This window comes from Kitasatospora hibisci (assembly GCF_043950205.1).
GTDB classification, from domain to species: domain Bacteria; phylum Actinomycetota; class Actinomycetes; order Streptomycetales; family Streptomycetaceae; genus Kitasatospora; species Kitasatospora hibisci.
On sequence record NZ_CP171642.1, the window covers coordinates 7,426,357 to 7,448,695 of the forward strand.

17 protein-coding genes are annotated in these 22,339 nt (G+C 74.7%); 9 read left to right on the forward strand and 8 right to left on the reverse strand.

The window, feature by feature from the left end; translation table 11 throughout:
- Window positions 1-6: 6 nt before the first annotated feature.
- Window positions 7-1,380, reverse strand: coding sequence for an FAD-dependent oxidoreductase (locus tag ACF9IK_RS32355; RefSeq protein WP_395297622.1), 1,374 nt, complete (start codon window positions 1,378-1,380; stop codon window positions 7-9).
- 284 nt (window positions 1,381-1,664) lie between these two features.
- Between ACF9IK_RS32355 and ACF9IK_RS32360 the strand changes: the two genes are divergently transcribed.
- The 4 genes from ACF9IK_RS32360 to ACF9IK_RS32375 all read left to right on the forward strand — a co-directional run bounded on the left by ACF9IK_RS32360 (window position 1,665) and on the right by ACF9IK_RS32375 (window position 8,342).
- Window positions 1,665-3,308, forward strand: a complete 1,644-nt coding sequence (locus ACF9IK_RS32360) for an acyclic terpene utilization AtuA family protein (protein WP_395298738.1) — start codon at window positions 1,665-1,667, stop codon at window positions 3,306-3,308.
- On the forward strand, window positions 3,305-4,903 hold the full coding sequence (locus tag ACF9IK_RS32365) for an acyl-CoA carboxylase subunit beta (RefSeq protein WP_395297623.1): 1,599 nt from the start codon (window positions 3,305-3,307) through the stop codon (window positions 4,901-4,903). The genes ACF9IK_RS32360 and ACF9IK_RS32365 overlap by 4 nt, the downstream gene beginning before the upstream one ends.
- A 130-nt stretch (window positions 4,904-5,033) precedes the next feature.
- Window positions 5,034-7,004 carry an acetyl/propionyl/methylcrotonyl-CoA carboxylase subunit alpha gene (locus ACF9IK_RS32370; protein WP_395297624.1) on the forward strand — a complete coding sequence of 657 codons (1,971 nt, stop codon included), beginning with the start codon at window positions 5,034-5,036 and terminating at the stop codon, window positions 7,002-7,004.
- 144 nt (window positions 7,005-7,148) lie between these two features.
- Window positions 7,149-8,342, forward strand: coding sequence for an acyl-CoA dehydrogenase family protein (locus ACF9IK_RS32375; protein WP_395297625.1), 1,194 nt, complete (start codon window positions 7,149-7,151; stop codon window positions 8,340-8,342).
- 225 nt (window positions 8,343-8,567) lie between these two features.
- On the opposite strand, the gene ACF9IK_RS32380 is transcribed toward ACF9IK_RS32375, so the two are convergent.
- Window positions 8,568-9,236, reverse strand: coding sequence for a hypothetical protein (locus tag ACF9IK_RS32380; protein ID WP_395297626.1), 669 nt, complete (start codon window positions 9,234-9,236; stop codon window positions 8,568-8,570).
- 240 nt (window positions 9,237-9,476) lie between these two features.
- On the opposite strand from ACF9IK_RS32380, the gene ACF9IK_RS32385 reads away from it, so the two are divergent.
- The 3 genes from ACF9IK_RS32385 (at window position 9,477) to ACF9IK_RS32395 (ending at window position 14,479) form a co-directional block, all read left to right on the forward strand.
- On the forward strand, window positions 9,477-11,072 hold the full coding sequence (locus ACF9IK_RS32385) for a 4-coumarate--CoA ligase family protein (RefSeq protein ID WP_395298739.1): 1,596 nt from the start codon (window positions 9,477-9,479) through the stop codon (window positions 11,070-11,072).
- 171 nt (window positions 11,073-11,243) lie between these two features.
- Window positions 11,244-11,864, forward strand: coding sequence for a TetR/AcrR family transcriptional regulator (locus ACF9IK_RS32390; protein WP_395297627.1), 621 nt, complete (start codon window positions 11,244-11,246; stop codon window positions 11,862-11,864).
- 149 nt (window positions 11,865-12,013) lie between these two features.
- The gene (locus ACF9IK_RS32395; RefSeq protein ID WP_395297628.1) at window positions 12,014-14,479 is read left to right on the forward strand and encodes a SpoIIE family protein phosphatase; all 2,466 of its coding nucleotides are present in this window, start codon (window positions 12,014-12,016) and stop codon (window positions 14,477-14,479) included.
- Between the two features lie 132 nt (window positions 14,480-14,611).
- Here the strand turns inward: ACF9IK_RS32395 and ACF9IK_RS32400 are convergent, their stop codons facing one another.
- The 6 genes from ACF9IK_RS32400 to ACF9IK_RS32425 form a co-directional block, all read right to left on the reverse strand.
- The gene (locus ACF9IK_RS32400; RefSeq protein WP_395297629.1) at window positions 14,612-16,198 is read right to left on the reverse strand and encodes an MFS transporter; all 1,587 of its coding nucleotides are present in this window, start codon (window positions 16,196-16,198) and stop codon (window positions 14,612-14,614) included.
- Window positions 16,199-16,267: 69 nt separating this feature from the next.
- Complete coding sequence (locus ACF9IK_RS32405; RefSeq protein ID WP_238864949.1) at window positions 16,268-16,831, reverse strand: TetR/AcrR family transcriptional regulator; 564 nt, start codon at window positions 16,829-16,831, stop codon at window positions 16,268-16,270.
- Between the two features lie 186 nt (window positions 16,832-17,017).
- Entirely contained in the window at window positions 17,018-17,410 is a 393-nt protein-coding gene (locus tag ACF9IK_RS32410) for a cell division protein SepF (protein ID WP_238864950.1), read from the reverse strand.
- Between the two features lie 267 nt (window positions 17,411-17,677).
- The gene (locus ACF9IK_RS32415; protein ID WP_395297630.1) at window positions 17,678-18,196 is read right to left on the reverse strand and encodes a DinB family protein; all 519 of its coding nucleotides are present in this window, start codon (window positions 18,194-18,196) and stop codon (window positions 17,678-17,680) included.
- An 81-nt stretch (window positions 18,197-18,277) separates the two neighbouring features.
- Entirely contained in the window at window positions 18,278-19,036 is a 759-nt protein-coding gene (locus tag ACF9IK_RS32420; RefSeq protein WP_395297631.1) for a TVP38/TMEM64 family protein, read from the reverse strand.
- 41 nt (window positions 19,037-19,077) lie between these two features.
- Window positions 19,078-20,343: an MFS transporter gene (locus ACF9IK_RS32425; protein WP_395297632.1), complete on the reverse strand. Its 1,266-nt coding sequence runs from the start codon at window positions 20,341-20,343 to the stop codon at window positions 19,078-19,080.
- 189 nt (window positions 20,344-20,532) lie between these two features.
- Here ACF9IK_RS32425 and ACF9IK_RS32430 point away from each other — a divergent pair, with 189 nt between their 5' ends.
- Window positions 20,533-21,726, forward strand: coding sequence for an ROK family transcriptional regulator (locus ACF9IK_RS32430; RefSeq protein WP_395297633.1), 1,194 nt, complete (start codon window positions 20,533-20,535; stop codon window positions 21,724-21,726).
- 188 nt (window positions 21,727-21,914) lie between these two features.
- Complete coding sequence (locus ACF9IK_RS32435; RefSeq protein WP_395297634.1) at window positions 21,915-22,331, forward strand: TOBE domain-containing protein; 417 nt, start codon at window positions 21,915-21,917, stop codon at window positions 22,329-22,331.
- Window positions 22,332-22,339 lie beyond the last annotated feature (8 nt).

A 22,339-nucleotide genomic window follows, 5' to 3' on the forward strand; every position in this document is an offset into this window, starting at 1 on the left:
GCGTACTCAGGCCGGGACGAGTGCGTCCCACTGCTCCCGGGTGGGGCCGTCGTGCGTCGGCGCGAAGTCCGGGCGGGCGGCCAGCCAGGCGGTGACGTGCCGGTCCACCTCCTCCGTGCCGTAGGCCTCGTCGGCCGGTTGCAGGAGGTGGCGCACCCGGGCTCGCGCCCTCATGACGACGGGCTCGTCGAAGGCGCAGGCGGCCAGGGCGGCGGCCCGCCGGTCCGAGAGCGGAGCGCTCTCGGCGAGGCGCTGCTCGTTGACGCGGTCGGCCGTCACCTGTGCGTCGAACCACGGGCGGAGGGCCTGCGCCGCCCAGTCGTGGTAGTCGGCCGGGTCCGCGGCGATCCGGTCGACGTGGCCGGCGAGGTACTCGGCGGCGCGGAGTCCGAGGGCCACGCCGTGGCCCAGCGTGGGGTTGGTGTGGATGAGGCTGTCCCCGGCGTTGACCAGCCCGGTGACGACGGGTCCGTCGGCGTCGGCCAGGGAGGTCCAGCGGTTGTCCAGGCCGGCCATCGCCAGGACGGCGGACTGCGGTTCGTGTGCCAGGTCGAGCCAGGCGGCGCAGGCGGGGAAGCGGCGGGCGGCGGCCTCGAACACGGCGGGGTCGGTGAGCGCGCCGCGGGTCGGGTCGGCCGTGGAGAGCACGATGTTCACCGCGAAGGTGTCGTTGTCGGACGGGAAGACGCCGGCGAGCGCGAACGGTGCGGCCGAGCCGTTCCTCACCTGTCCGGGGTCGCGCGGGCCCTCGGCGCGCAGGCGGTACCAGCGGCACAGGTAGGCGATCCCGGCGCGATGGCTGTGCACCACGGGCGGGCGGCAGCCGGCCGCGACCAGCCAGGCGGGCACGGGGGAGCGGCGGCCGGCCGCGTCGACGACGAGGTCCGCCCGGTGTGTCTGCCCGTCCGCCTGCACGCCGGTGACCCGGACGGGTCGGCCCTCGCCGAAGGCGAGGGCGCGCACCCGGCAGCCCCGCCGCACGTCGACGGACGGCTCCCGTCGCACGGCCGCGGTCAGGGCGGCCTCCAGCACGATGCGGCGGGTGCGCAGGGTCACCAGCTCCTCGTCGCCGGCCCGCTGCGGCGGGTGCTCGCCGAACCAGTCGAAGTCGTGGTACTCCCGGGCTCCGCGCGCCAGCAGGTCCGCGTAGACGTCGGGGGCCTCGGCGCGCAGCACCGTGCGCACGGGGGCGAGGAACGAGTGGGGTTGGACGGCCTGCGGGACCCGGGGCCTGTTCCAGTCGAAGAAGTCCCGGTCGAGGTCCTCGCCGGCGTCCCGTGCGTCCTGTTCGAACAAGGTGACCGTATGGCCACGCCGGCCGAGCATGAGCGCCGTCCCCAGCCCGCTGATACCTCCGCCGATCACTGCAACCCGCGCCACTGGCTCCCCTTCGCGTCGTGTTGCGGAGCGAGCCTACTACTCGGTGATCTTGTGTCGGCGCCCGGCCCGATCGTCGCGCGGGGGGCGGGCTGTTCCCGCTCGCCGACGGAAAACAAGCAGGCGTGATTGCTTTTTCTTCCCCGCGGTGCCACGCTGCTGCGCGACGACGAGGGTGGCGGGTGGTGGGCTGCCGGCGGGGAGGTGGGGCTGTGGCGTCGGAGGCGGTGCTGCGGGTCGGGAACGCGTCCGGGTTCTACGGGGACCGGTTCTCGGCGGTGCGGGAGATGCTGACGGACGGTCCGCTGGACGTGCTCACCGGGGACTACCTGGCCGAGCTGACCATGCTGATCCTGGCCCGGGACCGGATCAAGGATCCGGCGACGGGCTACGCGAAGACCTTCCTGCGCCAGATGGAGGAGTGCCTCGGGCTGGCGTTGGAGCGCGGGGTGCGGATCGTGGTCAACGCGGGCGGGCTCGCGCCGGCCCGGCTGGCCGAGGCGCTGCGGGAAGTGGCCGAGCGTCAGGGGCTGCATCCGGCAGTCGCCCACGTGGAGGGGGACGACCTCCTGCCGCGCCGGTCCGAACTCGGACTGCCGGACGGTCTGTTGGCGGCCAACGCCTACCTCGGGGCGTTCGGCGTCGCCGAGTGCCTGAAGGCCGGGGCGGACGTGGTGGTCACCGGTCGGGTGACCGACGCCGCGCTGGTAGCCGGGCCGGCGATCGCCCACTTCGGGTGGGGGGTGGACGCGCTGGACGCGCTCGCCGGGGCCGTGGTGGCCGGGCACGTGCTGGAGTGCGGTGCGCAGGCGACCGGGGGCAACTACGCGTTCTTCCGTGAGCACGACGTCACCCGGCCGGGCTTCCCGGTCGCCGAGCTGAACGCCGACGGCTCCAGCGTCATCACGAAGCACCCGGGCACCGGCGGCTCCGTCACCACCGGCACGGTCACGGCCCAACTCCTGTACGAGACGAGCGGTGCACGCTACCTCGGGCCGGACGTCACGGCCCGCCTGGACAGCGTCCGGCTCACCCAGGAGGGTCCCGACCGGGTGCGGATCGGCCGCGTGCGCGGCGAAGCGCCGCCGTCGACGCTCAAGGTGGGACTGAACAGCCTGGGCGGGTACCGCAACGAGGTGGTGTTCGTCCTCACCGGGCTCGACATCGAGGCCAAGGCGGCGCTGGTGCGGCGGCAGCTGGACGCGGCGCTGCCGCCCGGGGCGCGGCCGGCCGAGCTGTGCTGGACCCTGGCCCGCACCGACCACCACGACGCGGACACCGAGGAGGGTGCCTCCGCGCTCCTGCGGCTCACCGCCCGGGACCGCGACCCTGCCAAGGTCGGTCGTGAACTCGGTAGGGCGGCAGTGGAGTTGGGCCTCGCCGGCTACCCCGGCTTCCACCTCACCGCGCCGCCGGGGCCGGGCGCGCCGTACGGGGTGTTCACCGCCGCGTACGTCGACGCCGCGGAGGTGGCGCACACCGCCGTGCTGCCCGACGGCGGCCGGATCGGGATCGCGCCCGGACCGCGGAAGGACGCTTCGTCCGTGCCCGGCGTGGACGACCCCGGTGCAGGACTGCCGGCCCCGGTGCCGCCCGGCCCCACCCGCAGGGCGCCGCTCGGCCTGGTGGCCGGTGCCCGCAGCGGGGACAAGGGCGGCGACGCCAACCTCGGTGTCTGGGCCCGGGACGACGCCGGCTGGAGCTGGCTCGCACACACCCTCACCGTCGGTCTGCTGCGCCGACTCCTCCCCGAAGCGGCGGACCTGCCGATCGAGCGGCACCTGCTCCCGAACCTCCGCGCGGTCAACTTCACCATCACCGGCCTGCTCGGCGAGGGCGTCGCCGCCCGACACCGCTTCGACCCGCAGGCCAAGGCCCTGGGGGAGTGGCTCCGCTCCCGCCACCTCGACATCCCGGAGGCGCTGCTGTGACCGTCCTGCCCACCCGCCTCGACCCCGCCGGCGCCGACCACGCCGAGCACCGCGCCGCGATGCTCGGCAAGCTCGCCGATCTCGACGCCGAGCACGCCGGGGCGCTGGCCGGCGGCGGACCGAAGTACGTCGAACGGCACCGCAGTCGAGGCAAGTTGCTGCCCCGCGAACGGATCGAGCTGCTGATCGACCAGGACTCGCCGTTCCTCGAACTCTCCCCGCTCGCCGCCTGGGGCAGCGACTACCCGGTGGGCGCCGCCCTGGTGACCGGCATCGGGGTGATCGAGGGCGTCGAGTGCGTGATCACCGCCAACGACCCGACCGTGCGCGGTGGTGCCAGCAACCCCTGGACGCTCCGCAAGGCGTTGCGCGCCAACGAGATCGCCCTCACCAACCGCCTCCCGCTGGTCAACCTGGTCGAGTCCGGCGGGGCCGACCTGCCCAGCCAGAAGGAGATCTTCATCCCCGGCGGGGCCCTCTTCCGCGACCTCACCCGCCTCTCCGCGGCCGGAATCCCCACCGTGGCCGTGGTGTTCGGAAACTCGACGGCCGGCGGTGCCTACGTGCCGGGGATGTCCGACCACACCGTGATGGTGAAGGAGCGGGCGAAGGTCTTCCTCGGCGGACCGCCGCTGGTGAAGATGGCCACCGGCGAGGAGTCCGACGACGAGTCGCTGGGCGGGGCCGAGATGCACGCCCGCACCTCCGGGCTCGCCGACCACTTCGCCGTGGACGAGCCCGACGCACTGCGTCTGGCCCGCCGGGTGGTCGCGCGCCTCGACCACCGTAAGCCGGGCGCCGATCCGGACGTCCACGCCGAGCCGCCGAAGTACGACGAGGACGACCTGCTGGGCATCGTCCCGGGTGACCTCAAGGTGCCGTTCGACCCGCGCGAGGTGATCGCAAGGATCGTCGACGGCTCGGACTTCGACGAGTTCAAGCCGTTGTACGGGACCAGCCTCGCGACCGGCTGGGCCCGGCTGCACGGCTACCCGGTCGGCATCCTGGCCAACGCGCAGGGCGTGCTGTTCAGCGAGGAGTCCCAGAAGGCCGCCCAGTTCATCCAACTCGCCAACCAGCGGGACATCCCGCTGCTGTTCCTGCACAACACCACGGGCTACATGGTCGGCAAGGACTACGAGCAGGGCGGCATCATCAAGCACGGCGCGATGATGATCAACGCCGTCGCCAACTCCCGCGTCCCGCACCTGTCGGTACTGATGGGCGCCTCCTACGGGGCCGGCCACTACGGCATGTGCGGGCGGGCGTACGAACCGCGGTTCCTCTTCGCCTGGCCGAGCGCCAAGTCGGCGGTGATGGGCCCGCAACAGCTGGCCGGGGTGCTGTCGATCGTGGCGCGGCAGTCCGCCGCGGCGAAGGGGCAGCCGTACGACGAGGACGCGGACGCCGCGATCCGGGCCGTGGTCGAGCAGCAGATCGAGGCGGAGTCGCTGCCGGTCTTCCTCTCCGGCCGGCTCTACGACGACGGGGTGATCGACCCGCGCGACACCCGGACGGTGCTCGGCCTCTGCCTCTCGGCGATCCACAACGCCCCGGTCGAGGGCGCCCGCGGCTACGGCGTCTTCCGGATGTGACGCCACCCGCGCCCGGCGTCCGTGCCCCGTACCCGCGTCCGGCGCGACGCCCTCCCGGGCCGGACGCCGCGCGCGGAGCGCCGACCGCCGAGAAACCACACGCGACACGCGACATGCGAGGAACCCTGACGTGATCACCAACCTGCTGGTCGCCAACCGCGGCGAGATCGCCCGCCGGGTCTTCCGCACCTGCCGGAGCCTGGGCATCGCCACCACGGCGGTCCACTCCGACCCGGACGCCGGCGCCCCGCACACCCGTGATGCCGATGCGGCCGTCCGGCTGCCCGGCGCCGCGCCCGCCGACACCTACCTCCGCGGCGACCTCATCGTGAAGGCCGCCCTGGCGGCCGGTGCCGACGCCGTCCACCCCGGCTACGGGTTCCTCTCCGAGGACGCCGAGTTCGCCCGCGCGGTGATCGACGCGGGCCTGGTCTGGATCGGCCCGCCGCCGGACGCGATCGCCGCGATGGGGTCGAAGACCGAGGCCAAGCGTCTGATGGCGGCCGCCGGCGTCCCCGTGCTGGACGCGGTCGCGGAGCCCGTCGAGGCCGATCTGCCGCTGCTGGTCAAGGCGGCCGCGGGCGGTGGGGGACGCGGCATGCGGGTGGTCCGGCGGTTGGACGAGCTGGCCGACCGGCTCGCCGCCGCCCGCTCCGAGGCGGCGAAGAGTTTCGGCTCCGACGAGGTCTTCTGCGAGCCCTACCTGCCGACCGCCCGGCACGTCGAGGTCCAGCTGATGGCCGATGCGCACGGAACGGTGTGGGCCGTCGGCGACCGCGACTGCTCGCTGCAGCGCCGGCACCAGAAGGTCGTCGAGGAGGCGCCGGCCCCGGGTCTCGAAGACGAGGTGCGCGCCGCCCTGCACCGGGCCGCCGCCGACGCCGCCCGGGCGATCGGCTACACCGGCGCCGGGACGGCGGAGTTCCTGCTCGCCGCCGACGGCCGGTTCTTCTTCCTGGAGATGAACACCCGCCTCCAGGTCGAGCACCCGGTGACCGAGGCGGTGACCGGGCTCGACCTGGTGGCGCTCCAACTCGCCGTCGCCGAAGGTGACGAACTGGCCGAGCACCCCCCGGTGACGGTCGGCTGCGCGATCGAGGCCCGCCTCTACGCGGAGGACCCGGCTCGGGACTGGCAGCCTTCGACCGGAACCATCCACCGCTTCGAACTCCCTCTTCCGTACGAGGAGTTCGGCGGTCGCGGGCTGCGTCTGGACTCCGGCGTCGAGCCGGGCAGCGAGATCACCGTGCACTACGACGCCATGCTGGCGAAGCTGGTCGCCTGGGCGCCCACCCGGGCGGCCGCCGCCCGGCGCCTCGCGGACGCGTTGAGCCGGGCCAGGATCCACGGGCCGGCCACCAACCGGGAGCTGCTCGTCCGGGCCCTGCGCCACCCGGCCTTCCTGGCCGGGAACGTGCACACCGCGTTCCTCACCGAGCACGCGGCCGGTCTGCACCTCGCCGACCTGAACGCGGAGGAAGCCGAAGGCCGACTGGCCGCGCTCGCAGCCGCGCTGGCCGACGCCGCCGAGCGCAGGTCCGGACATGCGCTGCCGTCGGGCTGGCGCAACCTGCCCTCCGCGCCGCAGACCAAGCGGTACGTGGCGGCAGACGGCACCGAGTTCGAGGTCCGCTACCGGCTCGGCCGCGCCGGGTTGGACGCCGACGGCCACCCGGGCACCGAGCTGGTCTCGGCCACGCCGACCCGGGTCGTGCTCGCCACGGACGGCCTGCGGCGCGGCTACGACGTGGCCCGCTACGGCGACCGCGTCCACGTGGACGGCCCGACCGGCGGCACCGTGCTCACCGCCTCGGGGCGGTTCCCCGACCCCGCCGACCACACCGACCCGGGTGCCCTGCTGGCTCCGATGCCCGGCACGGTGGTGCGGACCGCCGCTGCCGTCGGCGACGCCGTCGAGGCCGGGCAGCCGCTGCTCTGGCTGGAGGCGATGAAGATGGAGCACCGCGTGACCGCCCCGGCCGACGGCGTCCTCACCGAACTCCGGGCCACCCCGGGCCTGCAGGTCGAACTCGGCGCCCTGCTCGCCGTCGTCCAGCCGCACCAGCCGCACCAGCCGCACCAGCCGCACCAGCCGGGCTAGCCGCACCGGCCGGGCTAGCCGCACCGGCCGCACCGCCCCAGGCGCGCACGCACTGCCCGAAGCACCCGCACCACCCCGGACCCCGAGGCCCGCCAACACCCGAACCCCCCGGAATCCCGTACCGCCCGGAAGGACGTACCGCCCATGTCCGCACCGCGCACCACCACGCCCACCGTCGGCAGCCGACTCATCGAGACGCCCGAGCGGCAGGCCCTGCGCCGCGCCGTCGCCGAACTCGGCAACCGCTACGGCTCCGCGTACTTCCTCGGCAAGGCCCGTGCCGGCGAGGCGGCCGACGAGCTCTGGGCCGAGGCCGGCAAGGCCGGCTACCTCGGGGCCAACCTGCCCGTCGAGTACGGCGGCGGGGGCGGGGGCATCACCGACCTCGCCATCGTCCTGGAGGAGCTCGGCACCGCGGGTTGCCCGTTGCTGCTGCTCGTCGTCTCCCCGGCGATCTGCGGCACGGTCATCGCCCGCTTCGGCACCGAGGAGCAGAAGCGCCGGTGGCTGCCCGGACTCGCCGACGGCACCCGGCGGATGGCCTTCGGCATCACCGAGCCGGACGCCGGCTCCAACTCCCACCGGATCTCCACCGTCGCCCGCCGCGACGGAGAGGACTGGCTGCTGACCGGTCGGAAGGTGTTCGTCTCCGGCATCGACCACTGCGACGCCGTGCTGTTCGTGGCCCGGACCGAGGACTCCCGGACCGGCAGGCTCAAGCCGGCCCTGTTCGTCGTGCCGCGCCGGGCGCCGGGCTTCGAATACCGGGCGATCCCGATGGAGCTGGTGTCCCCCGAGAAGCAGTTCCAGGTCTTCCTGGACGACGTCCGGCTGCCCGCCGACGCCCTCGTCGGCGACGAGGACGCGGGGCTGCTCCAGCTCTTCGCCGGACTCAACCCGGAGCGGATCATGACCGCGGCCTTCTCGCTGGGGCTCGCCCGTCAGGCGCTCGGCAAGGCCGTCGAGTACGCGAAGACCCGTACGGTCTGGTCGACGCCGATCGGTGCCCACCAGGGTCTGGCCCACCCGCTGGCCCAGTGCGCGGTGGAGATCGAGCTGGCCCGGCTGATGAACCAGAAGGCCGGTCTGCTCTACGACGACGGCGACGACCCGGCGGCCGGCGAGGCGGCCAACATGGCCAAGTACGCGGCGGGCGAGGCCGCTGCCAGGACCGTGGACCAGGCGGTGCAGACCCTCGGCGGCAACGGGCTCACCCAGGAGTACGGGCTGGCCGCGCTGATCGCGGCGACCCGGGTCGGCCGGGTGGCCCCGGTCAGCCGGGAGATGGTCCTCAACTACGTCGCCCAGCACACCCTCGGCCTGCCCAAGTCCTACTGAGCCCCCGCCCGGACCCCGGTCGCCTCCCCCGACCGCACCCGCCGGGGGAGGCGGCGGGCCGCCGGGGGGAGGCCGAGCCCTCGTTCACCAGCCAGGCGCCGGCGACCGCCGCGAGGGTGACGGCCCCTGGAAGCCGCCGAGCCGGCCGGGGCTCCTGCGCGGGCCCGACGATCCCCGCCGGGCGTGGGAACCGTCGGCTCCGCGCCTGCGCGGTGGCGGTGCCGGTCAGGACTCGCCATTGCGTCCCGGGCGCCGGCGCAGCGAGCGGACGCCGAACCAGCCCGCGGTGGCGATCAGCGCGGCGCCGCCGAGCACCTCGCGGGTGTCGGGGCCGGAGGCGCCGCCACCGCCGGTGCCGACTCCGCCGACGGGGTGGGGCTCCGGGGATCGGCTGGGGGATCCGCCGTGGGCGCCGGGGATCGGCGAGGCGGTGGAGGTGGGCGAGGCGGTGGACGTCGGCGAGCCGGTGGCGCACCGGACCGCGAAGGACTCGTGCCTGGCGCTGCCGTTCTCGCCGACGAAGGTCCAGGTGAGCCGGTAGCGGCCGTCCGGGAGACTGTAGTTGCCGGTACTGCCGGTGCCGTTGGTCAGCACGAGCGCGCCGGCCAGCACCAGGGCGTTCCCGGTCGGCTGCTGCTCGATCGTCCAGTTGACCAGCGTGATGGTGTCGAAGTCGAACGCGTCCAGGTAGAACTGGCAGACCTGGGGGTCGTCGGTCCTACTGTCCACCGCGGTGGCGCCGTCGTGGATCTTGACGTCGCCCTTGTCGCCGGGGGCGGCGTCCGCGAGCGGCGCCGAAGCGAAGGCGAGCGCGGCGGCCGCGGCGGTGGCGGCCGCGGCGGTGGCGGTCGGGAGCCGGCGGGGCGCGGGCAGCTGTCGGGTGGTGCGTCTCACGGTGGGGCGCTCCCTGGTCGGGGGCCGCCCTCGGGGGCGGGCGGCCATGCAGGAAACGGTCGGCGCGCCCGCCGGGCGCGGCAAGCGTGCCACGCGTGCGCCCGCGAACCGTCGTCACAATGGCGCAGCGCTGCGCCACTGTCCGTATGCTCCTGTCCCGCACGCCCGGCCGGTGGTGCTCCGTGACCGTCCGCCGCCAGTTTGAGGTTTCGTCAACTACCTTCGAGGAGGCACGCCTTGGTGTTCCACAGCGAGTTCCCGGATGTCGCAGTCGTCGACCTGCCGATCCATGAGGCGGTCCTGGGCGGCGCCGACCGCTTCGGTGACCGGCCGGCCCTGGTGGACGGGGTCACGGGGGAGTCGGTGAGCTACGCGCGGCTCGGAGCGGCGGTGCGCCGGGTGGCGGCCGGCCTGGCCGAGGCGGGCGTGCGGCGCGGCGACGTGCTGGCCCTCTTCAGCCCGAACACGGTCGGCTATCCGATGGCCTTCTACGGCGCCACCCGGGCCGGAGCCACGGTGACCACGGTCTCCTCCCTCGCCACCGCGGGCGAGCTGGCCGGCCAGCTCGCCGACAGCGGCGCCCGCTGGCTGGTCACCGTCTCGCCGTTCCTGGCCGCCGCCCGGCAGGCCGCGGAGAAGCTCGCGGCCGGGGGCACCCCGCTGGCGGAGATCATCGTGCTGGACGGCGCCGAGGGCCACCGCTCGCTGGCCGACCTCCTCGCCGCCTCCGGCCCCGAGCCTGAGCCCGACCTCGACCCCGGCACCGACATCGCCGTCCTGCCCTATTCCAGCGGAACCACCGGCCTGCCCAAGGGCGTGATGCTCACCCACCGGTCGATCGCCACCAACCTCGCCCAGACCGACGCCCTCTACCGTCCCGCGGTGGGTGAGCGGGTGCTCGCCGTCCTCCCCTTCTTCCACATCTACGGCCTCGCCGCACTGCTGAACCAGCCGCTGCGCTGCGGCGCCACCGTCGTCGTGCTGCCCCGCTTCGACCTGGAGCAGTTCTGCCGGACCATCGAGGAGCAGCGCGTCCAGGCGCTGATCGTGGCGCCGCCGATCGCCCTGGCGCTGGCCAAGCACCCGATCGTCGACCGCTTCGACCTCTCCTCGCTGGAGTACCTGCTCTGCGCGGCCGCGCCGCTGGACCACGAGCTGGCGGAGGCGTGCGCCCGCCGGCTGGGCCTGCCGCGGATCCTCCAGGGCTACGGGATGACCGAGCTCTCCCCGGTCACCCATGTGGTCTCGCCGGACGAGCACGACCCCTCGCCGGGCTCGGTCGGCCGGATGGTGCCCTCCACCGAGCTTCGGGTCGTCTCGCTCGACGGCACCGGCACGGGTAGCGGCACCGACCTCGGCCCGGGCGAGCGGGGCGAGCTGCTGATCCGCGGGCCGCAGGTGATGAAGGGCTACTTCGGCCGCCCCTCCGACACGGCGGCCACCATCGACGCCGACGGCTGGCTGCACACCGGTGACGTCGGCTACGTGGACGAGCGCGGCTACCTGTTCATCGTCGACCGGGTGAAGGAGCTGATCAAGTACAAGGGCTACCAGGTCGCGCCCGCCGAGCTGGAGGCGCTGCTGCTCGGCCATCCGGGGATCGCGGACGCGGCGGTGATCGGGGTCGCGGACGAGGACGGCACCGAGCGGCCCAAGGCGTTCGTGGTCCGTGCGCCCGGTTCCACGCTGACCGAGGAGGAGGTGACCGCCTTCGTGGCCGGCCAGGTCGCGCCGTACAAGAAGGTCCGGGCGGTGGAGTTCCTGGACGCCGTGCCCAAGTCCGCGGCCGGCAAGATCCTCCGCCGGGAGCTGCGGGCACGGGAGGCCGGCCGCTGAGCCGTCGGCCCGCCGCGCGGCGGGGCGCCCGGTACGCCGCCGGGCGCGCCCGCCGCGCCCGCCGCGCCCGCCGCCGCCCGCCCGCCGCCGCGCCCGCCCGCCGGGCCGCTCCCGCGGTCTGCGAGGATCGACCCCTGAGCACCGCCGCACGGACAGGACCAGTCGCCGCCGATGACCACCCACCCCGCCGCCCGCACCCCGCAGCAGGACCGCAGCCGCGCCACCCGGCAGCGGCTGTTGGCGGCGGCCGTCGACTGCCTCGCCGAGGTCGGCTGGAACGGCTCCACGGTCAGTGTCGTCGCCGAGCGCGCCGGTGTCTCCCGCGGCGCGGCCCAGCACCACTTCCCGACCCGCGAGGACCTCTTCACCGCGGCCGTCGAACACGTCACCGCCGAACGGATGGCGGCCGTCCGCGCCCACGCGGACGAGCTGCCCGCCGTCGGCCCGGCCCGGACCGAGGCCGTCGTCGACATGATCGTGCGCCTCTACACCGGCCCGCTGTTCCGCGCCGCCCTCCACCTCTGGGTCGCCGCCGCCACCGAGGAGCCGCTGCGCGAGCGGATCGTCGCCCTGGAGGGCCACGTGGGCCGCGAGGCCCACCGGGCCACCGTCGAGTTCCTCGGGGCGGACGAGAGCGCCCCCGGCGTCCGCGAGACCGTGCAGGCCACCCTCGACATGGCGCGCGGCCTCGGCCTGGCCAATCTGCTCACCGACGACAGCGCCAGGCGATCCGGAGTGATCCGGCAGTGGGCGGGCGTTCTTGAGAGTACGCTGCGGCCGGTACGCCCATGATGCCCGTACACCAGGTGGGTCCGGCACACCCCTGACCAAGGGGTCGCCGGTCGGCCGATGTCCGTGCAGTCTGGAGAAGAACCCCGGCCGGCACGGACCGCGAGGCCCCGCCCGGCCGGGCACGAGCCGAACCGGGGTGCTGCCTGATCATGCACGGACAAGAGTGGGACGCGACCGATGCCGCCGGCCCCGCGCGGGACGGAACCCCCGCACGCCTCGACGGCCACCGCCTGGTCCCGCTCGCCACCGCCCTGCTCCAGGACGACGGTCTCATCCTGCACTGGAGCGAGGACGCCGAGGCCCTGCTCGGCTTCTCCGCCGACGAGGCCGTCGGCAGCTACGCCGCCCAGCTCCTCACCTCCGGCGACGACCGCCCCGAGGTGCTCGCCCTCTTCGAGCGCATCATGAGCGGAAAGGGCTGGTCCGGCATATTCCCCGTCCGGCACCGGGACGGGCACGTGGTCGAGCTGGAGTTCCGCACCTACCCGATCGCCGGACCGGCCGGCACCCTGCTGCTCCTCGCCACCGCCTCCGACACCGCGGCACTCCACCGGGTCGAGGCCGACCTCGCAGTCCTGGACGGCATCTTCGGCCAGTCCCCGATCGGCATGGCCGTCTACGACACCGACCTGCGCTACGTCCGGCTCAACAAGGCGCTGGCCCGGATGAACGGCGTCCCCGTCGAGGAGCACCTGGGCCGGCGGATCAGCGCCGTCCTGCCCGGCATCAACAGCGCCGAGATAGAACAGACCATGCGACAGGTGCTCACCACCGGCCGCCCGGTGGTCGATGCCCGATCGCACGGCCGCGTCCCGGGCGACCCGCGCCGCGACCGGGCCTGGTCCGCCTCCTACTTCCGGCTGCAGGACTCCACCGGTCGGGTCTTCGGGGCCTGCTCGTCCATCATCGACGTCACCGAACGGTTCCAGGCCGAGGCCCGTGCCTCCCGCGCGCAGGAACGTCTCGCCACCATCGCCGAGGCCACCGCCCGGATCGGCACCACCCTCGACCTGAAGCGCACCGCGGAGGAGCTGATCGAGGCCGTCGTGCCGCGCTTCGCCGACTTCGCCACCGTCGACCTGCTGGAACCGGTGCTGCGCGGCGCCGAGCCCACCACCATCCCGCTGGACCGCTCCGTCCAGTTGCGCGCCGTCGCCGTCGGGGAGTCCTACGAGTCCGGCCTCGCGCTCGCCGTCGACACCGTCGGCGAGGTCTCCGAGTACGCCCCCGACCGCAGCTACACCCAGTGCCTGCGCAGCGGGCGGCCCCTGCTGCGCTCCCACGTCGACGAGGACGTGCTGCGCGGCCTGGTCGCCACCCCGGAACGCGTCGCCCCCGGGATAGCGGCCGGCATTCACTCGTACCTGATGGTGCCGATGACCGCGCGCGGCATGGTGCTGGGCGGCGCCGAGTTCATCCGGATGCGGAACCCTGAGCCGTTCACCGACGCCGACGTCGCCCTCGCCGAGGAACTGGTCGCCCGCACCGCGCTCGCCGTCGACAACGCCCGGCTCTACCGGCGCGAGCGCGAGACCGCGCTGACCCTGCAGCGCAGCCTGCTGCCGCAGGAGATCCACCGCACCCTCGGGCTGGAGATCGCCTACCGCTACCTGCCCAGCAGCGTGGTCAGCGAGGTCGGCGGCGACTGGTTCGACGTCGTGCCGCTCTCCTGCGGCCGGGTCGCCCTGGTGGTCGGCGACGTCATGGGCCACGGCATCCGCGCCGCCGCCACCATGGGCCAACTCCGCACCGTGGCACGCACCCTCGCCACCCTGGACATGCCGCCGGAGCAGGTGCTCACCCGGCTCGACGAGACCGCCTCGGGCATCGGCGAGGGCCAGTTCGCCACCTGTATCTGCGCCGTCTACGACCCGCTGGAACGCACCGTCCAGGTCTCCTCGGCGGGCCACCTGCCCCCGGTCTGGGTCGGCCCGGACGGCACCACCCGCAGGGTCGACGTGCCGCCCGGCGTCCCGCTCGGCGTCGGCGGCGTGGCCTTCGAGTCGATCGAGTTCGCCCTCCCCGAGGGCGCCATGGTCGCCCTCTACACCGACGGCCTGGTCGAGCGGCGCGGCCAGGACCTCGACGACGGCATCGACCTGCTCGCCCGCACCCTGGCCGGGCCCGGCCGCACCCTGGAGGAGAGCTGCGACGCCGTCCTCGGCGCGCTGGTCACCGACGGCACCGACGACGACATCGCGATGATCATGGCCCGGGTGCTGCCGCTGCCCGCCGACCGGATCGCCACCCTCCCGCTCACCGGCGGCGGCCGCCTGCCCGGCAAGGCCCGCCGCTTCACCCGCGCCACCCTGGACGCCTGGGGCCTGTCCGCACTCTCCGACTACGCCGAGCTGCTGGTCAGCGAGCTGGTCACGAACGCCCTGCTGCACGCCGACGCCCCGCGACGGCTCCGGCTCTTCCGCGACCGGGTGCTCACCGTCGAGGTCGCCGACACCGGCGGGCAGACGCCCCAGCTGCGCCCGTTCGCCGAGCAGGACGAGGGCGGCCGCGGCATGTTCCTGGTCAGCGAGCTGGCCCAGCGCTGGGGCAGCCGGCTGACGCGGGACGGCAAGGTGGTCTGGGCAGAGCTGGAGCTCCCGTTCGGGACGGTCTGAGACCGCCGGGCCCGAGACCACCGACGCTGGGAGTGCCCGGCCCGGGGCCGCCGGCCGGAACGCGCGGATCCCCGCGCCCCTGCGGGGGACACGGGGATCGACGGGCGACGGCGAAGGCACCGCGGGCTTCGGTTACGCGTCCGCCCTCACCCGCTCCGCGGGCTGCTGCTCCGGCCGGTCACGCCGCTCCGGCCGGTCGTCCTGCTGCGCCGCCCGCGGCAGCCTGCGGAGCAGGCGCCAGGCCAGTGCCGAGGCGGCCAGCAGCGAGGCCCCGGCCAGCACCGCCGCGACGTTCATGCCGTGCACGAAGGCGTCGCGGGCGCTCGCCAGCAGCGGCTCGGCCAGCGCGGCCGGCAGGCCGGCCGCGGCCTCCACCGCACCGCCCAGCGACTCGCCCGCCCGGGCCGCAGCTTCCGGGCCGGCCCCGGCCGGGACGGCCAGCCCGCTCGCGTAGAGCGAGGTCGCCACCGAGCCGACCAGAGCGATGCCGAGCGCGGTGCCCAGCTCGTACGCCGTCTCGGAGACCGCGGAGGCGGCGCCGGCCTTGTCGGCGGGCGCGGCGCCCAGCACGAGGTCGGCGCCGAGCGTGTAGACCACGCCCTCGGCGGTGCCGACGATCAGGAAGGCGGCGGCCACCACGAGGTACGCGGTGTCCTGCTGCACCCAGCCGATCATCCCGACGCCGAGGCCCATGGCCAGCAGGCCCGCGGTCAGCGCGGCCCGGGCGCCGGTGCGCCGCACCAGCCGGGCGGTCAGCAGGCCGCCTGCCACCGCGCCGGCGAAGGCCGGCAGCTCGGCCAGGCCGGCCTGGAGCGGCTCGTAGCCACGGACCAGCTGCAGGTACTGCGAGGTCACGAAGACGACGCCGGAGAGGCCGATCAGCGCGGTGAGCGAGGCCAGCACGGCCGCGGTGAACCGCCGGTCGGCGAAGAGCCGCACGTCCAGCAGCGGAGTCGGAAGGCGCAGCTGGCGCCGGACGAAGACGGTCAGCGCGGCGGCGCCCAGCACTGCGGCGACGGGGACGTCCCAGCGGGCGACGCCGTGCGCGGCGGCCTCCTTGACGGCGTAGACCACGCCGATCACGCCGGCGAGCGAGAGCAGCACGCTGAGCACGTCCCAGCGACCCGGCCGCGGATCCCGGGACTCGGGCAGCAGCCAGATGCCGAGGACCAGCAGCAGGAGCAGCACCGGGATGTTCAGCAGGAAGACCGAGCCCCACCAGAAGTGCTCCAGCAGTGCCCCTCCGACGACCGGGCCGAGGGCGGCGCCCGCGGTGGCGCCGGCGCCCCAGATGCCGATCGCGGTGGCGCGCTCGCGGTCGTCCGGGAAGAGCGCGCGGATCAGCGAGAGGGTGGACGGCATGATGGTCGCCCCGGCCACGCCGAGCAGCGCGCGGGCCAGGATCAGCCAGCCCGGGCCGGGGGCGTAGGCGGCGAGCAGGGACGCGGCGCCGAAGGCGGTGGAGCCGGCCAGCAGCAGCTTCTTGCGGCCGATCCGGTCGCTCAGCGCGCCCATGCTGACCAGCAGGCCGGCCAGCACGAAGGAGTAGGCGTCGCCGATCCAGAGCAGCTGGGTGCCGCTGGGGCGGAGCGTCTCGCTGATCGAGGGTATGGCGAGGGAGAGGACGGTCGCGTCGACGGCGACCAGGGTGACGGCCAGGACGAGGACGGCGAGGCCGGTCCAGCGCTGGCGCGGGCTGGTGCGGAGGGTGCTGCTCATGGGGTATCGGTTTCCGACCGCCGGTTCCGGCGGCCTGTGCGTCCGAGGTGCTGTGGGTGGGGGACGTGCTTACTGCGGATGCGGCTGGGGCGGGGTTCGCAGGGCGCCGCCGAGGAAGAGCTCGGCGAGCGAGAACGCCGCGTCGCGCGGGGCGAGCCGGCCGTCCTGGATGGCCCAGCCGATTCCGGCGACCAGGTCGAAGAAGGCCTCGCTGAGCCAGGCGGCGGAGAGCTCGACGCGGAAGACGCCCTGCTGCTGACCGCGCAGGAAGAGCGCGTGCATCCGGACGATCTGCGACTCCCAGAGCTCGTCGATGGCTTCGTCGTCGTAGAGCTGGTTCTCGCCGGCCAGGAAGGCGCAGAGCGCGGCGTCCGGGACGACGGCGTCGACGAGGCGGCGCAGCGCCGCGTGCGCGTCGCCGTCCTCGATGGCCGCGGTGTCCAGGGCGGCGCGGAACCGCTGGAGGCCGAGCAGGCCGACCTCGCGGATCAGGGCGTCCCGGCCCGGGAAGAGCCGGTGGAGGGTGGCGCGGCTGATGCCCGCCGCGCGGGCGATCTCGTCGAGGTGCGCGGTGGGGCGGCGGGAGAGCACGCCCACGGCGGCTTCGAGGACGGCATCGCGATCGGTGGCCATGATGCAAGCATACATCGATTGAGACATGCATGTCTCAATCGAAGATGGGGCGATGCAGATGAGTCGACGGTGAAGCGGGTCTGGACGAGCGCTCTCTGGGGTCCGGGGGCTGACAGCAAGAGACCGGGGACGGCGGTGGCCGTCCCCGGTCTCTTCGGTCGCGCGCGCCCGGTCGCGCGCGGGTGCTCAGCTCTGGTTGTAGAACCCGGTGTCGTCCAGCGGTCGGTCGATCACCATCACCTCGACGTCCGCAGGGGTGAGCAGGAACACCCGGCGGGCGATCCGCTCGATGCCGCCGCAGGTGCCGAAGACCAGTCCGGAGGCGAAGTCGACCATGCGCTTGGCCTCGGCCTCCTCCATCTCGGTGAGGTCCATGACCACCGGGGTGCTCGCCCGGATGTGCTCACCGACCGTCCGGGCGGCCTCGAAGCCGGTCGGCCGCAGGGAGACGATCTTCGTGGGGGCGGGGGAGGACGGTACCGTCTCCTGCTCGATCCACTCGTCGTCGTACACCGCGGCCGGGTAGTTCCCGGAGGGCATCAGCCACCCGTTGTGGTGCTCGTCGCGAAGTGCTCCCATGCCGCGCCTCCCTGCCTCGTTCCGTACAGGTCCCCGGTGCGCGTGTCCTTTTGACACGTCATCCACTCGTCGGAACTGTCCGAGTATCGCACTGATCACCGGTCCCGTGCCCGCTCGCGACCCCCGTACGAGTCGTGCCGCGCCGGAAACCCGGGCGAACCCGGGCAACTGTTGCGACGCAACGGAAGCGCGGACGGTTGCGCGCGTAGACCATATCGGTCGCGGTCACCGCCCAATTGACCCTTTGTCAACAATGCGGAAAATACTTCACTCGCCGGTGGCGCCGTCCACCAGCTCCCGGAGCAGATCGGCGTGCCCGTTGTGCCGCGCGTACTCCTCGACCATGTGGAGGAGGATCCAGCGGAGCGTCACCTGCTCGCCCCGGCGGTCGCGTTTGCCGACCGTCTCCAGCGGCAGGCCCGCGCATGCGGCCCGGGCGGCGGCCACCTCGCCCTGCCAGGCGCCGAAGTCCGCCGCGGCGTCCGCGCCGTCGACGCTGTCGAAGTCGCCGTCCGGGTCCTCGCGGGTCCAGTACAGGCCGTCGGGGCCGGTGTCCTCCCCGAGCAGGATGGTCCGGAACCAGTGCCGCTCGACCTCGGCCATGTGCCGGACCAGCCCGAGCAGCGAGAGCGCGGACGGCGGGACGGACCGCAGCTTCAGCTGTTCGTCGGTCAGCCCCTCGCACTTCAGGGCGAGGGTGGCGCGGTGGTAGTCGAGCCAGGCGATCAGCATCGCGGGCTCGTCCGCCGCCATCGGGGGATCGATCCGGGTGGTGGTCGTCGTCATGGCGGCCATCGTGGCGCACCCGGCGCCGTGGATGCGAGCGAATAGTCGGTGTGGGCGGGGCGTGCCGCCGCCCGGGGGCGCTCAGGCCGCGCGCGAACGCCGTCGCGCGGCCGCCCGCCAGAGCCCCACCAGGCTCCCCGCGACCAGCACGCCGATCGTGCCGGCCGAGAGCAGGAACGCGGCCGAGCCGGGCTGGTCCGCACTGGCGGCCGCCGTGACGTAGACGGCCGTCGCCGGGGTGACGCCGAGCGCGGTGGCGATCAGGAACGGCACGAACCGCACGCCGGAGAAGGCCGCACCGTAGTTGCCGGCCTGGAACGGCAGTCCGGGCATCAGCCGGAGCACCAGCACGCTGCGGAAGCCCTGTTCGGTGAACCGCTTGTCCAGGGCGAGCAGCATTCGTCCCCGCAGGTACGGGCGGAGCGCCTCGCGCCCGAGCAGCCGCCCCAGGGCGAAGGCCATCGCCGCGCCGAGCGTGGTGCCGACCACGGCCATCGCCACGCCCTGCTGGATGCCGAGCAGCAGCCCGGCCGCCGCGTTGAGCGCCGGCCGCGGGACGAAGGCGAGCGTGCCCACCGCGTACACCGTGACGAAGACCGGTGCCAGCCAGTACCCGGGGACCCCGGCGGGGAGGCCGCCGGAGAGCAGTGCCGTCGGGCTCCAGAGCAGCAGCGAACCGGCCGCCGCGCCGAGGATCAGCACCAGCAGGGCGAACCGCAGCCACGCCGAGCGCGCGGCCGGACCGGTCGGCGGCGTGGCCGCCCCGGTGGTCGGTGGTTCGCCGGCCGGCGGCTCGGCGGTGGGCGGTGCGGGCGGTGCGAGCGGCATGGTGTCGGGCACCGGCCGAGCCTAACCTCCGTGCCGGCCCGCCCGGCCCCCGGCTACCGGCCGCAGGACGCGGCCGCTGCTTCCGCAGGCGGCCGGGCGCCGGCGTCCGCGGCGTCGGGCTCGGCGCGGCGCAGTGCGCCCGCGCTCGGCAGCAGGGCGAGCGCCAGGGCGGTGACCACCGCGAAGGAGGCGGTCAGCGAGGTGGCCTGGGCGAGCCCGCCCACGATGGCGGGCGCGATCAGGCCGGAGGTGTAGGTCACGGTCGCGACGCCCGCGATGGCCTGGCTCGGGTTGTCGCCGATCCGGCCGGCCGCCGCGAAGGCCAGCGGGACGACCACCGCTATTCCGATCCCGATCAGGGCGAACCCGAGGATCGCCGGCGGCGGGCTGTCCGCGCAGACCACCAGCACGCCGCCCGCGACCGCGACCGCGCCGCTGAGCCTGGTCGCCCGGACGGCGCCGATCCGGCGGATCACCGCGTCGCCGGCCAGTCGGCTGACCGCCATGGTCAGCGAGAACGCCGTGTACGAGGCGGCCGCGAGGGTGGCGGAGGCGCCGGTGACGTCCTTGAGGTAGACGCCGCTCCAGTCCATCGACGCGCCCTCGGCGAACACCGCGCAGAAGCCGACCAGGCCGATCACCAGCGAGCTGCGCGGGGGCAGCGCGAACCGCGGCGGCGCCTCGGCCTCCTCGGGCGCCCGGAAGTCGGGCAGGCCGCGGCAGACCGGCTGGGCCAGGGCGCAGAGCACCAGGGCGGTGACGGTCAGCTGGAGCCGGGCGTCGAGGTCCCGGTGGGCGGCGAGGATGCCCAGAGCCGAGGCCAGCAGCCCGCCCGCGCTCCACATCCCGTGCAGTCCGGACATGATCGAGCGCCCGAGCCGACGCTCGATCTCCACGCCCTGTGCGTTCATCGCGACGTCCGCCATGCCGGCGGTCGCGCCGTACACCAGCAGGGCCGCGCAGAGGGCCGGCAGCGAGGGGGCGAGCGCGGGCAGGACCAGCGCCAGGCACCAGACCGAGAGCAGCCCGCGCACCGCCGCCCGCCCGCCGTGACGGTGGACCACCCGGCCGGCCAGTGGCATGGCCACGAACGAGCCGACCGCCGGCATCACCAGGGCGAGGCCGAGCTGGCCGGGTGAGAGGTCCAGCCGGTCCTGGATCCACGGGATGCGGCTGACGAAGGTGCCGCCCACCGCGCCGTGCACGGCGAACACCAGGGCGATGGCGGTCCTCGCCCGGCGCGGCCGTTCCAGCGCCTCGTCGGCCGGCCCGGTCCCGGCCGGCCCCGTCTGGGGTCCTGTGGTCGGTGCGTCTGTCATCAGGTCTGCCCTCCCGGCCGCGCGGCGCGCGGCGATGCCCTGTGGGTGGTGGTTGCCGTAGGCGCTCCCACCGGGTGTGGGGGTTCCTACTGGTGTGTGCCCCGGCGGACGGCCGTCCGTACCGGGCTGCGGTTCGATAAATTATCAGGAAGGGATCCTGATAGAAACACTCTGGAAGGATGCACGTCCATGACCACCGCGCGTACGGCCACGCCGAGCACCGCCCGGGCGATCAACGACCGGCTGGCGCTCAACCTGCTGCTCGAACAGGGGCCACTGACCGCAACCGAGCTGCGCGACCTCACCGGCCTCTCCCGGCCCACCGTCGCCGACCTGCTGGAGCGCCTGCAGCGCACCGGCCTGGTCGCCGTCGTCGGCGAGCGCGGCGAGCAGCGGCGCGGCCCCAACGCCCGGCTGTACGCGCTCGTCGCCTCGCGGGCCCACCTCGCCGCCGTCGACGTCCGCTCCGGCGGCGTCAGCCTGGTCGTCGCCGACCTCGCCGGACAGGCCCTGGCCACCGCCGAGCTGGCCGTCGGGGACGGCGGCGGCGACGGGACCGCCGAGCGGATCGTCCGCACCCTGCACGAGACCGCCCGGCAGGCCGGGGTCGAGCGCCTGCACACCGTCGCCGTCGGCGCCCCCGGCCTGGTCGACCCCGCCACCGGGCGCCTGCACAGCACCGGCGCGCTGCCCGGCTGGCACGCCGAACTCCTCGCCGCACTGCGTGAACTGCCCGGCACCGACGTGATCCTGGAGAACGAGGTCAACCTGGCCGGCCGCGCCGAGTACCGGATCGGTGCCGCTCAGGGCCGGGACACCTTCGTCCTGATCTGGCTCGGCCACAGCGTCGGCGCCGCCGTGATCCTCGACGGAAGGCTCCGCCGCGGGGCCTCCGGCGGCACCGGCGAGATCTGCTTCCTGCCCGTGCCCGGTACCTCCGGCCTGCCCAGCGCGGCCGGGTGCGAGGAGGGCTTCCACGGTCTGGTCGGCAGCGCCGCGGTCTGCGGTCTGGCCCGCGCCCACGGCCTGCCCGCCGACCCCGCCGACGACGCGGCCGCAGCCGAGGCCGCCGTGCGCGCCGCGCTCGGCGCGCTCGGCGAGGGCGAGCCGGGAGCCGCCTTCCTGGACGAGCTCGCCGCGCGGATCGCCGTCGGCGCGGCCGCCGTCTGCGTCGTGCTCGACCCGGGCTGCGTCGTGCTCGGCGGCGAGATCGGCCGGGCCGGCGGCCCCGAGCTGGCCGGTCGGGTCGAGCACCGGCTGGCCGGACTCTCGCCGCTTCGCACCGAGGTCCGGGCCGGGACGGCGGGCGGCGGCGCGGTGCTCGCCGGCGCCGTCCTCACCGCCGGCGACGCGGTCCGGCGGGACCTCTTCGGTGAGCCGTAGGGCGGGCCGCCGAGGCCACCGTCCGCCCTGCTCGCCGCCCGTCGGACCGGTGCCGGCCCGCTCCGCTTGGCCCCGGGGGCGCCCGGTACGGCAGGATGGCGGCGGCGGTCGCCTCCGCGGCCGCCGCGACCCCCGAGGGCGGCCCCGGCCCCGCGGTCCCCGCCCCGAACCACCGTCAGGAGTCACCCATGGGCCAGTCCGAGGCGTCGGTCAACCCGTACCGGATCGGCGAGGCGGCGGCGATGCTCGGCGTGAGCGCCGACACCATGCGACGCTGGGTGGACGCGGGGCGGGTCGCCGCCGAGCGCGACGAGCACGGTCACCGGATCATCCCCGGAGCCCGGCTGGCCGCCTTCGCCCGGGAGCTCGCCCGCCCCGAGAACGCCGAGAGCGAGGGGCGGCCCTCCTCGGCGCGCAACCGGTTCCCCGGCATCGTCACCGACGTCGTGCTCGGGGACGTCGCCGCTCAGGTGGAGATCCAGGCCGGGCCGTTCCGGGTGGTGTCGCTGATCAGCCGGGAGTCGGCCGAGGAGCTCGACCTGGTGCCCGGCGCCCCGGCGACCGCGGTCATCAAGTCGACCAATGTGATGATCGAACGACGCTGAAGCTCCGC